Here is a 12,333-nt window from a genome sequence, read left to right on the forward strand (position 1 = left end):
GGCGGCTGGTCGTGTTGGGGCTGAAAATCCCCGCTGGGGCCACCGCCGCATCCAGGGCGAACCGGCCCGACCCGGGCACCCCATCGCGGCCTCCACGGTCTGGGAAATCCTGCACGCAGCAGGCATCGACCCGGCCCCGCGCCGCTCCGGCCCCACCTGACGCGGCTTCCTCACGGCGTAGGCTCAGGGGGTCCTTGCCGCGGACTTCTGCCCTATCGACACGGCCTGGGGCAAGCGTCTGTACGCGATGGCGTTCATCGAGCACGGCACCCGGAGACTGCACATCACCGGGGTGAGGGCGCACCTGAAGTTCCCCCGCTGAAGTGGACAGCCTGATACTGGGACGGATCGGTCCCGGAGAAAGCAGTCCAGGTTGAGTGGCAAGAGCAACATGAGCAAGCGGTACACGCCGGAGTTCAAGCGGGACGCGGTGGCACTGGTCCGGTCGTCGGGCCGGAATGTCACCGAGGTCGCCCGGGAACTCGGTGTGAGTCCGGAGGGGCTTCGCGGCTGGGTGAAGCAGGCGAAGACTGACCGCGGCGAGGGGGCACCCGGCGCGCTGACCACGGCGGAGAAGGACGAGCTCCAGCGGTTGCGCAGGGAGAACCGGGAACAGCAGCAGACGATCGAGATCTTGAAAAAGCAGCGGTGAGGTCAATGGGTCGGTGCAACATCCCAGGTAGAACGGTTACTGGAGGTGTTGCTGGGTGGCGAGGATCGGGCGTCCGGGGTTGTCGGACGAGCAGAAGCGTGAAGTGTGGCGGCGATGGCGGGACGGGCAGTCGCTGAGCGAGATCGGGCGTGCGCTGGGCAAGGTGCCCGGGTCAATCCACGGGGTGGTCGCGGCGAACGGCGGTTTTGTCCCGGCGGCCAGGACCCGATCGGCCGGGGTGCTGTCGCTGGCGGAGCGGGAGGAGATCTCCCGGGGCCTGGCCGCCGCTGACTCCTTCCGGGCGATCGCGGGCCAGCTGGGGCGGGCGCCGTCCACGGTCAGCCGTGAGGTGGGGCGTCACGGCGGGCGTGAGAAGTACCGGGCCGCTCGCGCGGACGAGGGCGCCTGGGGCAATGCCCGGCGCCCGAAGTCCTGTCTGCTGCAACAGAGTCCGGCCTTGCGGGACACGGTCGCGGGCAAGCTGAAGGAGGACTGGTCGCCGCGTCAGATCGCAGGCTGGCTCGCCCGCACCTTCGCGCCCGAGGACGGTATGTACGTGTCTCACGAGACGATCTACAAGAGCCTGTTCATCCAGGCCCGAGGCGTACTCAAGAAGGAGCTTGTCTCCCATCTGCGCCGCCGACGCACGATGCGCCGCTCGAAGAACGCCTCCACCGCAGGTCAGCAGCGCGGCTGCATCCGCGACGCGGTCTCCATCCGCGAGCGTCCGGCCGAGGCCGAGGACCGGGCTGTTCCCGGCCACTGGGAAGGCGACCTGATCACCGGTGCGAAGAACAGCCACATTGCCACACTGGTCGAACGGCACTCCCGCTACGTCATGCTCGTCCGGGTCGCAGGCAAGGACACCACCAGTGTGATCTCCGCGCTGAGTCATCAAGTCCGTTACCTGCCGGACGGGTTGATGACTTCACTGACCTGGGACCGGGGTACTGAGCTGGCCGACCACAAGCGGTTCACGATGGCCACCGACGTCAAGGTCTACTTCGCCGATCCGAAAAGCCCCTGGCAGCGGGGATCGAATGAGAACACCAACGGACTCCTCCGCCAGTACTTTCCCAAGGGAACCGACCTGTCCGGATATACCCAGGCCGACCTGGATGCCGTCGCGCTCAAGCTGAACACCCGCCCCCGGCAGACCCTCGGGTTCGAAACTCCCGCTGATAGGCTCGCGGCAGCTGTTGCATCAACCGGTTGACTCTGCCGCGGCCTTCTTCGCAAAGGAGACGATGAAGTAGGCACGCTGTGCCGTTTCATCGACGCGGAGAAGGCCGCCGAGACCAACCCCGGTGGCTACAGCGTGGCCCTGCTGTGCCGCGTCATGGGGATCAACCGCTCCAGCTACTACGCGTGGCTGGTGGCCCGGCTGGCAGCGGCCGAACGACAGTGCGTCGAGGACGAGTTGACCGAGGAGATCCGTGAGATCCACGCCTCCTCGCGGGGTGCCTACGGTGCCCCGCGCGTGCACGCCGCGCTGCGGCGTAAGGGCCATGCGGTCAACCGAAAGAAAGTCGAGCGGATCATGCGCGAGCGCGACATCCGCGGCGTCACCCGCCGCAGGCACCGCCACCTGACGCAGCAGGACACCAAGGCCGCACCGGCTCCGGACCTGGTCGGCCGCGACTTCACCGCCACCCGGCCCGGCACGAAGCTCGTCGGGGACATCACGTATCTGCCGACGATCGAGGGCTGGTGGTATCTGGCCACGGTCATCGACCTGGCGACCCGCGAAGTCATCGGGTACGCGATGGCCGGTCACCACCGTGCCGAGCTGGTCACCGACGCGTTGCGGATGGCCGCCGGCCGTGGAGGCCTGCAGCCCGGCTGCATCATGCACACCGACCGCGGAAGCGAGTACACGAGTGGCGAATTCCGCCAAGAACTACGGGAGTTGAACCTGCGGCAGAGCATGGGAAGAACCGGCATATGCTACGATAACGCCGCAGCCGAGAGCTTCTTCGGCCTGCTGAAAGCGGAGATCGGCACCGCCGTCTGGGACAGCCGCGAGGCGGCCCGCGCCGACGTCTTCCACTTCATCGAGGTCGAGTACAACCGCACCAGGCTCCGCAAGCACCCCGAGTTCGGGTACCTCACCCCACTCGAAACCCGAGCCAGGCTGCAGCAAGACTTCACCCCCGCAGCGTAAGCACCCGCTGTCCAAGATCAGGGGGAACTTCCAAGGCCGGGTAGTTAGCGTTTTCGCAGGTCACGCAAGGGGTGTTGACGGGTTCTCGACGTGGGGCAACGGAGCTCGTTGGTACAGGCAGTCGTCCAAGACAGCTTGTCCCGCAAGGAGCTCCGTTGCCTGTTCATTGTGTCTCGCCGTCGGCGCTGACGGCCATCACCCGTACGGTGACTGTGGCCGCGGGCCGGTTCGCTCCCGGACATCTGGGAGAACTGACGCCGATCATGCCGTTCGAGCTGGTCGACGCGGTCTTGTCCGAGACCAGGACCGTACAGCGGCGGTTGCGTGATCTGCCCTCGCGGGTCGGCATCTACTTCCTCCTGGCGATGTGCCTGTTCCCCGAGATCGGTTACCGGCTGGTCTGGGAAAAGCTGACCGCCGGCCTGTCGGGGATGCCGATCGTCTGCCCGAGCACGAAAGCGCTACGTGATCTGCGCCGCAGACTCGGCAGCACGCCGGTGCGGGCGTTGTTCGAGGTGCTGGCCGGGCCGTTGGCCCAGCCGACCACGCCGGGGGTACGGTTCGGCCCGTATCGGACGGTGTCGTTCGACGGCTGCAGCTCGATCAAGGTGCCTGACAGCGAGCGCAACCGGAACTGGCTGGGGCGGTGTCCGCACGGTGGCTATCCCCAAGTCGAGCTCATGACGCTGGTCGAGACCGGCACCCGGGCCGTGATCGCAGCGGTCTTCGGCCCCACCCGAGAGGGCGAGACCTCGTACGCCACCAGGCTGTTGCACCATCTGGGCCCCGAGATGTTGGTGCTGTGGGACCGGGGCTTCGACGGCAACGACTTCCTCGCCGCCGTGCACACCACCGGCGCACGGGTCCTGGGCCGCATTCGCCAGCGCCGCCGCCCACCGGTCCTCCAGCCGCTCGCTGACTCCTCCTACCTCTCGGTCATCGGCGGCGTCCCGGTGCGCATCATCGAAGCCCGGGTGAGCGTCACCTGCACGGACGGCAGCAACTTCGAGGGCTCCTACCGTCTGGCAACCACGCTCCTGGACGCCCGCCGTCACCCCGCCGACCGCCTCGTGCACCTCTATCACGAGCGCTGGGAGCACGAGAGCGCCTACTACGCCCTGCGCCACACCATCCTGCACGGACGTGTCCTGCGCTCGCACGACCCGGTCGGCGTCGAGCAGGAGATGTGGGCCCTGCTCACTCTCTACCAACTCCTGCGCCGCACCATGGTCGAGGCCGCGGAGTCCAGGCCGGGCACCGATCCCGACCGCTGCGGCTTCACTATCGCCCTCCAAACCGCCCGCGACCTGCTGGTATGCGCGGAAGGAGTCTTCGAGCAGGGCATCGGAGAGATCGGCCGCCGAGTCCTGTCGGCACTGTCGCCCGCACGGCGAACCCGCGTCAGCACCCGCAAGGTGAAGTCACCCATCTCCCGTTACGCGGAAAGGAAACTGGACGGCCGCCCCGACAGCAGCAAGGTCGTGACCTTGATGACGATCACTCTCCTGCCGCCCCCATCGCCAGAGCCCGCACTGCCCGCGACGACCGTCCGGGAGAACACCGGCAACGGCAAGACCGGCAGCCGCATGGCACGTGTCCTGGCCATCCTGCAGACAGAACCCGAACGGCTGTGGCGCGCAAGGGAGATCGCCGAGCTCCTCGGCGATGTCACCCTCGTCGCCACCTATCGACAACTCGCTCGCTGGACCGAGAGAGGAATGATCAAGAGAGTCCGCACGGGCCGCTACACGGCAATCACGCAGACGACCAGCCCCTTGCGTGACCTGCGAAAACGCTAACTACCCGGCCTTGGGGGAACTTCACCGGTCAACATAGCTGGCGCCACTGACAACGCGCAGGGCACTCCGGCGCTCCGCACCTCCGGGCCTCCGGGCCTCCGGTCCTCCGGGCCAGGGATCGCATTCCCGCCCGGCCTGAAGGCCGGGATTCCCTGCGAAGATCAGGGATGGAAGCGCAGCGTGTCCGTCGCCGAGTCCTCCGGTGCGCCTGCCCGCTCGACGAGCACCTAGGTGCGGCATCGTCGCTGTCGGGGACTGCAAAGCACTCATCTCATGCAGCGAAAGATCCCGGCGCCCGATCGTCGGCTGACAGTGTCTACACGCACCCTCAAGTGCAGCAGTCATCATGTGACGGACGGCTTGGTCCCGTAAATTTAATCCTTGGCCAGCCCAGTTAGCATGGTCTGCACTACAATGGGACTACACAGTCCATCTGTCATCGACTAGACGAGCGGCGAGAGCCGAGCTCGAGCCCAGGTGGCGTAGCAAGACAGTAAGGCCTGACGCGTCTCCGGCTCACGGCCGAAGCCCGACGGCCAGCAGTCAGATGACCCACACGACGCGGCGGAGTGGGATTGACCAAGGCCCTTCTCCCTCGATCCCGAATCCCCCCAGAAGGAGGCAGAGAATGACGATCACGAGCGGACAATTAGGCGAGGGCACCGTGGGGCTGATGCTCCGCGAGGCGTCAGCGCGAGCCGAGAGCGAAGGATCGTCGCTTGCAGTAGACGCCGGAACCAGAGGGATGCAGGCCCTCTCTCCGGAAGCCACGATGGCAGCCCCGCATAGTAAAGTCGGCCTCATGGCCGAAGATGATGTTGCTCCGTCGAAGAGGCGCCTGACGCCTCGCGGAGCTGTGACACGCGATCGCATCGTCCAAGCCGCTGCAGACCTCTTTTACGTTAAGGGCGTCAACTCGGTCACCTTGGACGACGTGCGAGCGGTGAGCGGGACCAGCAAGTCCCAGCTGTACCGCCACTTCGCAGACAAGGACGAGCTTGTGCACAGTGTAATTGAGCTGCGTGCCCAGCAAATTCTCGAGCGCGACCGGCAGCACCTGGAGCGGATGAGCTCCTTTCGGGCCCTGGAACGCTGGAGCGAGTCGATCATTCGACTCAATTCCCTCCAGGACGGTGCCTACGGGTGCGCCCTCGGTTCGCTGGTCGGAGCCCGCGCTGCTCAAGACTCTGCCGCGCGAAACCTGCTCGCCGAGAAGTTCGGCGAGTGGGAGAAACTGATCGCCGCTGGCCTGCGCCGCATGCAGGAGAACGGCAAGCTCAAGAAGGAGGCCGACGCGGCAAAGCTCGCCGTGGCCGTAATGTCTGCCCTTCAGGGCAGCTACCTGCTCGCGCAGATGACGCGTGATGTCGAACCGATGCGTATCGCCATGGACATGGCCCTCGCTCACGTGAAGACGTACACCGTGAGCTGACGTATGCCCTCGCGGAGGCGGGCAGCAGAGCGGCAGTCGCTGCCTGTCTCCGAGGCGCCTCAGCAAGCAGCGTGCCCGGGCCGACGGCGCCTCGCACCGGAAGTGCTAAATAAAGGACTGATAGGTCCTGAACCCGCAAGACCGACCATCTTCTCCGGGCAGCGTCCTCGCGGCGCGCGAGACCCGCCGACGGGATGAGCCGAAGCGATGCCGCTCCCCGGCCACCCAACTCCAGCCAGTTGATTGGAGCAATTGAAGCTGCTCTCCTGGCCGCTCTCGCGGGGTGCGCCTTCACTCCAGTGGAACGTTCGCACGGTACGCGCTCACTGTCGTGCATGACATCCAGCTAGACTGTTTAGTCCTTTATGATGGTCCCTGCCGGCTGACAAGACCCGCCCTCCCGCAACCAGGAGCGCCCACCGAGACGTGTGGCCGCCACCAGACGCCCGGTTCGGCACGGGCAGCTGCTCGGCACACCGCGAAGGAGCAACGCCATGAGCCACAGCGAAGATCCCTACGACATCGTCGTCTTCGGAGCCGGCAGCGCCGGGTACGCCGCCGCGCTACGCGGGGCGCAGCTCGGACTCACCGTCGCCCTGGTCGAGCGCTACAAGCTCGGGGGAACCTGCCTGCACAACGGCTGCATCCCCACCAAGGCCATCCTGCATGCGGCAGAACTGGCCGACCAAGCACGCCAGGCCGGCGACGTGGGAGTGCGCGCATCCTTCCAAGGCATCGATATGGACGCCCTGCACGCGTACAAAAACAAGGTCGTCTCAGGCCTCTGCAACGGGCTCACCGGCCTCGTCGCCGCACGCGGCATCACCTACGTGGAAGGAGAAGGCCGGCTGTCGTCGGCAACCTCCGTCGACGTCGGGAACCGTCGGCTCACGGGCCATCATATCGTGCTCGCCACAGGATCTGTGCCGAGATCCCTGCCCGGACTGGAGATCGACGGCCATCGGGTGATCTCGTCGGACCACGCCCTCACCCTCGACCGCGTCCCCAAGTCAGTGATCGTGCTCGGTGGCGGCGTGATCGGGGTCGAGTTCGCTTCCGCGTGGGCGTCCTTCGGGGCCAAGGTCGCGGTCGTCGAGGCCCTGCCCCGTCTCGTGCCCGCCGAGGACGAGGACATCTCCAGTCGACTGGAGGCAGAGTTCCTGAGCCGGGGGATTGGCCTCCACCTCGGAGTGTCCTTCGCTGGCAGCGAGTACACACGCGACGGCATCCGCGTCCGCCTGGCGGACGGCACCGCGCTCGAAGCGGACCTGCTGCTGGTGGCCGTCGGACGAGGCCCTGTTTCCCAGGGCTTGGGCTACGAGGAGGCTGGTATCGCCATGCAGCGAGGGCACGTGCTGGTCGACGAGTACATGCGTACCAACGTGCCCACTGTCTCCGCCATCGGAGACTTGGTCCCAACCCTGCAGCTCGCGCACGTCGGCTTCGCCGAAGGAATCCTCGTCGCCGACCGCTTGGCGGGGAAGACGCCCGTGGCCATCGACTACGACGGGGTCCCGCGGGTCACGTTCTCCCGCCCCGAGATCGCGTCGGTCGGTCTGACAGAGGCCAAGGCCAAGCAGGCCTACGGCACCGGGAACATCGACTCCGTCGTCTACGACCTCGCGAACAACGCCCGCAGCCGGACGCTGCGGACAGAGGGCCACGCCAAGGTCGTCCGGAGGAAGGACGGAGCGGTCGTCGGCATCCACATGACCGGCGACCGGATGAGCGAGCAGATCGGGGAAGCGCAGCTCATCTACAACTGGGAGGCGCTCCCCCAGGACGTCGCCGGCTTCATCCACGCCTACCCGACCCAGGGCGAAGCGCTCGGCGAGGCAAGTCTCGCGCTGACCGGAAAGCCGTTGCACCTGCAGACCGCACAGCACGACAGCATCGCCCAGTAGGCGCGATGCGCAGCGGTGAAGCCTGCCACCGGCATCTGAGCGGGGGCTGACCCCTGGAAGCCCTCCGACACCCTCAGCTGTCCCGTATGGTGCGGCTCCGCCGAACAGAGGCGTCGCACGGGCCGGGGGCGCAATCGGAACAGGAGAGAGAAGAATGCACCATGCCGTACCGAAACCGGGTCACGCCCGGCGGAGACATCGTGGCCGCCAGCCTGCACGGAGCCTGGACGGGCAACCGTGGACCCCTGCACACGGGGACGGATGTCGTGCGCCCGTACCGCGGTAAGGGCTGGGTCATCTGCGCCCTCGAGTTCAACGACCGGTATGAGCCCCAGTGGGTGCCCGGTCGGCTGACGTGGCTGTTCTTCCACGGCGAGGCGGTGGCGCTGGCCGCCGGGCACCGGCCCTGCTCGGAGTGCCGCCACGGCGACTACACGGCCTACCGGCAGGCCTGGGCCGCCGGCCTTGAGACCAGCAGGCCTTCTGCCCAGCTGATCAACAGCCAGCCCGGTCGCAAGCGGCAGAGGAGGCAGTACATGACGAGCGCCGAAGAAGACCCTCCCTCCACCCTCCATGACGGACCCGTACGAGGGCAGCATGACGAGCTCGTCGCGAGACTCACCCGTGAGGTGGAGACCCTTGCCGAAGAGATCGCGGCAAAGGAGAGGCAAGCCCTGGACCTCCGCGCGGACTGCGCCCTGGACGCGGCTGACGCCAGTGCCGCCGACGAAGCGGTCCGAAGAGCGCTCGCCGAGGCCGAAAACGCGCAACGCCTGAGAGAGCAGAAGCTCGTAACGCTCGCGATCCTCCGCGAGGGCACATTCGGTGTCTGCGGCAGCTGCGGAGCAGACATCGATCCCGAACGAATGACCGCGCTGCCGCACACACGGCTGTGCGTGCGATGCAAGCAGGCGCACGAGCCCAGCCCACACTCTTAGCCGCGATCTGCCCGCCCCTCCGATCCACCCCACCGGCCAGAACCCCTCAGCGCCGGCACTCCGTTCTCGCCCTGGGAGGCGTCCGTCGTGAAAATCATGCAGTTCCTGCAGCAACGAGACGCAGGCTTCACCGCGCTCCGCAGGTCCGCCAGAGCTGCCGTCGTCGCGCCGGGGCTTTTCGCGATCACCACAGCGATCACCGACCACGCCACCATGCCTCTCTTCGCAGCCTTCGGCTCGATCGCCATGCTGCTGTTCGTCGAGTTCGGCGGCCCCATGCGGGAGCGGCTCATCGCACAGACCGCTTTGATCGCGGCCGGCGCGGCACTGATCTCCCTCGGTACACTCACATCGCAAGAGACATGGCTCGCCACACTGGCAACAGCCGTCGTCAGCTTCCTCGTGCTGTTCTCCGGCGCGGTCAGCTCCACGCTCGCCACCGCCACCACAACCCTGCTCATCAGTTTCATCCTGGCCGCAACCCTGCCCGGCCCCGTCCAGGCAATACCAGACAGGCTCGCTGGCTGGGCCATGGCCGGCGCCACGTCCCTCGCGGCCATTCGGTTCCTGTGGCCCACACCGACGAGAGAGCCGTTGAGGAACGCCACCGCACAAGCCTGCAACGCCATGGTGGCGCGCCTCAGGATCGAGGCCGACTGCATGCTCGGCGGCTTCGAACCCGCGGACAAGGCGGCACTCGAGACGATCGTCCCCTCGGCCCAGACAGCGGTCAAAACACTACGGACCTCGTTCTACGCAACGCCCTACCGGCCAACAGGACTGACAACGTCCACCCGCATCCTCATCCGCCTCGTCGACGAAGTCCTCTGGCTGGAGACAATCCTCGACCGAGTACCGCTCACAGAGAAGACAGGAGCCGCCGACGCAGAGGTTTGCGAGCTCAAAGAAGCCGCCGCCGACCTGCTCGAGACCAGTGCCGAACTCCTGGCAGCGACCGACCACCGGGCACTCGACGAGCTGGACGCGGCCGCGAAACGCCTCGCACAGGCGCGCTCCGCGATGGAGTACGCGGCCGTGTCGGCGCGACTGACGGATACCGACAGCACCGCCACAGACCCGGCCCGCAACCACACCGAACGCGAGACCGCCGCGAGCCAGTTCGTCAGCTCGCTCGAACCAAGCTTCCGCGCCCAGGAGATGAGTTTCGCAGTCTCCGCCATCGCGGCCAACATCGGGCTTGTCGTCCAGGCCCGTCAACGCACCCTGTGGCAGCGGCTCACCGGCCAGCACCCCGAACGTGTGCGCTCCACCCTGGCCTCAGCCCAGGAGCGGGCCAAGTCGCACGCCGAGCGCCACTCCGTGTGGCTCCACAACAGCGTGCGAGGAGCGATCTCCCTCGGGCTGGCGGTGCTCGTAGCCGATCTGGCCGGAGTGCAACACAGCTTCTGGGTCGCCTTCGGCACTATGGCCGTCCTGCGTTCCAGCGTCCTCCTAACAGGGCAGAGCTCCCTGCGCGCGATCGCAGGCACCACCGCCGGCATCGTCATTGGCGGCACGCTGGTCTACCTCGTCGGCACGAACACCGCGCTCCTGTGGGCCCTGCTCCCCGCCGCCGTACTGTTCACAGGCCTCGCACCGGCGACGATCTCGTTCGCCGCCGGGCAAGCAGGCTTCACGATCTCAATCCTCATCCTGTTCAACATCCTTGAGCCCACTGGATGGACGGTCGGCCTGGTGCGCATCGAGGACGTCGCCATCGGCTGCGCAGTGAGCGTGCTGATAGGACTCCTGTTCTGGCCCCGGGGCGCCGGGTCAGCCCTCGGCCTGGCCACAGCGGAGGCCTTCGCCGAAAGCATCCGCTATCTGCGCAGCGCGATCGGATACGGCGTGACACGCTGCGACACGCTCATCCCCACGAGCCCTGTGCCAGAAGACGAGCGCTCCCGTGCGGCCGCGGCTGCTCGCCGACTGGATGACGCCTTCCGCGGATTCCTCGCCGAACGCGGCACGAAACATGTGCCCCTGTCCGATGCCACCGCGCTGATCACAGCCGTCGCCGTGCTGCGCCTGACCGCAGACGCGGTGCTCGACCTGTGGAGTCGTGACCGGGGAACACCCGCCGGCGACAGGACCGCGGCGCGCACAGAGATCGACCAGGCCGGCACCGCACTTGCCACCTGGTACGAGAAGACAGCGAACGCCCTATCCGGATTTGGGGAAGCGCCCAACTATGCCGACCAGGATCCAGCAGCCGGAGCGCGGCTCATCCATGCCGTGGAGCGAGACCTCAACGACGGCGAAGGCCGATGGTCCTCCACCGCCATCCGCGTCGTATGGACCGCCGACCACATCGAAGCCGCCCGCAGGCTCGAGTCGGACGTACTGAAGCCAGCCCAAGCCGTGGCAAGGCTCCAACGCGACCACAATGCGCGTACGAGCCTCTTCCGTCGGACACAACCGCCTCATACTCCCCGACGCTGAGCCACGATCCTCGCGAAGACATCATCCGGTCGACGTCGCCGGATGACTCAGAGCCGCCCACCAAACAAGCGGTCGGGGCAGCACGCCGATGGTGGTGAAGTCGCCGCGCTGGCGGGCGGTTTCGGCGATGATGTAGGCGTCGCGGGCGTCGGTCTTGGCCTCGCCCCGATAGGCCCCGGACATGCGGTTGACGGTGCGGCCGGGCACGTAGACGGCTTGCTGCCCGTGGGCCGCGAGCAGTGCCAGCAGAAGTGTCGGGGTAGTGCCGGAGATGTCCACCGCCCAGTGGACCTCGTCCGCGAGGTCGAGGATCTCGCCGATTGCGGTCAGGATCGCCGACTCGTCATTGTCGATCTTCTTGGACCACAGCGTCGCTCCGGTCTCGTCCACCACTGCTCCCCAGTGGTGGCCCTTGCCTGCGTCGATGCCGGCCCATAACCGGCCCTGCCTGCTGATGTCCACGCTTGCTCCTCGTGCCGTGAGGCTCGCTCGTCGGCCCGAGGAACACCCCGCCATCAGCTCCGTAAACAGCGACAAGATCGCGGATCTCAATCAGCAGCCAGGGTGCCCCGAAGGGCCGGGCGGCCACCCCTGGCGAGCCACTGAAGACAGCTTCGCGTAAGCCACACCCGGCCCTCCCGGGCCATCCAACAACTTACGGATCTTCGCGTGCTTGTCTATCCGTCGTCGATGGATCTGTCCAGCCGCACCCTGCGGCTCCTGACCGGGCAACTGACCGCCAGGCGGAAGAAGCTCGGGACGCGGTGGCGGCGACTGCCGGTCGACCGGCAGGCCCTCCTGGCCCTGGCCCACCTGCGGTGCGGTGACACCTATGCCCAGCTCGCCGCGGGGTTCGGCATCGGAATCGCGACCGTGTTTCGCTACATACGCGAAGCCGTCGATGTCCTGTCCACCCTCGCCCCGACACTCGCCGAGGCCCTCTCTGTCAAAGTAGATCGAGTCAGGCATACTGGATGATTCATTGAGTCGAGGGCGGAGAAG

Annotated in this window: 8 protein-coding genes and 3 pseudogenes; 10 read left to right on the forward strand and 1 reads right to left on the reverse strand. The window is 66.9% G+C overall.

Features of this window, described 5'->3' with window-relative positions:
* Window positions 1–10: 10 nt before the first annotated feature.
* The 9 genes and pseudogenes from OG972_RS41175 to OG972_RS41215 form a co-directional block, all read left to right on the forward strand.
* Window positions 11–304 (forward strand): annotated as a pseudogene (locus tag OG972_RS41175) (integrase); the annotation flags it as partial.
* 69 nt (window positions 305–373) lie between these two features.
* The gene (locus OG972_RS41180) at window positions 374–652 is read left to right on the forward strand and encodes a transposase (protein ID WP_266991285.1); all 279 of its coding nucleotides are present in this window, start codon (window positions 374–376) and stop codon (window positions 650–652) included.
* A gap of 55 nt (window positions 653–707) precedes the next feature.
* Window positions 708–1,868: an IS30 family transposase gene (locus OG972_RS41185; RefSeq protein WP_266991287.1), complete on the forward strand. Its 1,161-nt coding sequence runs from the start codon at window positions 708–710 to the stop codon at window positions 1,866–1,868.
* A gap of 57 nt (window positions 1,869–1,925) precedes the next feature.
* Window positions 1,926–2,816 carry an IS3 family transposase gene (locus OG972_RS41190; protein ID WP_266992934.1) on the forward strand — a complete coding sequence of 297 codons (891 nt, stop codon included), beginning with the start codon at window positions 1,926–1,928 and terminating at the stop codon, window positions 2,814–2,816.
* A gap of 155 nt (window positions 2,817–2,971) precedes the next feature.
* Window positions 2,972–4,615 (forward strand): IS4 family transposase, encoded by a 1,644-nt coding sequence (locus tag OG972_RS41195; protein WP_266991289.1) that lies wholly within the window; start codon window positions 2,972–2,974, stop codon window positions 4,613–4,615.
* A 628-nt stretch (window positions 4,616–5,243) separates the two neighbouring features.
* The gene (locus OG972_RS41200) at window positions 5,244–6,047 is read left to right on the forward strand and encodes a TetR/AcrR family transcriptional regulator (RefSeq protein ID WP_266991291.1); all 804 of its coding nucleotides are present in this window, start codon (window positions 5,244–5,246) and stop codon (window positions 6,045–6,047) included.
* Window positions 6,048–6,541: 494 nt separating this feature from the next.
* The gene (gene lpdA, locus OG972_RS41205; RefSeq protein ID WP_266991293.1) at window positions 6,542–7,951 is read left to right on the forward strand and encodes a dihydrolipoyl dehydrogenase; all 1,410 of its coding nucleotides are present in this window, start codon (window positions 6,542–6,544) and stop codon (window positions 7,949–7,951) included.
* Window positions 7,952–8,112: 161 nt separating this feature from the next.
* Window positions 8,113–8,889 (forward strand): TraR/DksA C4-type zinc finger protein, encoded by a 777-nt coding sequence (locus OG972_RS41210; RefSeq protein ID WP_266991295.1) that lies wholly within the window; start codon window positions 8,113–8,115, stop codon window positions 8,887–8,889.
* 96 nt (window positions 8,890–8,985) lie between these two features.
* Window positions 8,986–11,331, forward strand: coding sequence for an FUSC family protein (locus OG972_RS41215; RefSeq protein ID WP_266992936.1), 2,346 nt, complete (start codon window positions 8,986–8,988; stop codon window positions 11,329–11,331).
* Between the two features lie 96 nt (window positions 11,332–11,427).
* Here the strand turns inward: OG972_RS41215 and OG972_RS41220 are convergent.
* Window positions 11,428–11,787: pseudogene (locus tag OG972_RS41220) on the reverse strand (IS110 family transposase); the annotation flags it as partial.
* Between the two features lie 213 nt (window positions 11,788–12,000).
* Between OG972_RS41220 and OG972_RS41225 the strand changes: the two are divergent.
* Window positions 12,001–12,273, forward strand: a pseudogene (locus tag OG972_RS41225) (transposase family protein); the annotation flags it as partial.
* Between the last annotated feature and the right edge of the window lie 60 nt (window positions 12,274–12,333).

It is taken from the genome of Streptomyces sp. NBC_01669 (assembly GCF_026339735.1).
In the GTDB taxonomy this organism is placed as follows: Bacteria; Actinomycetota; Actinomycetes; order Streptomycetales; family Streptomycetaceae; genus Streptomyces; species Streptomyces yanii.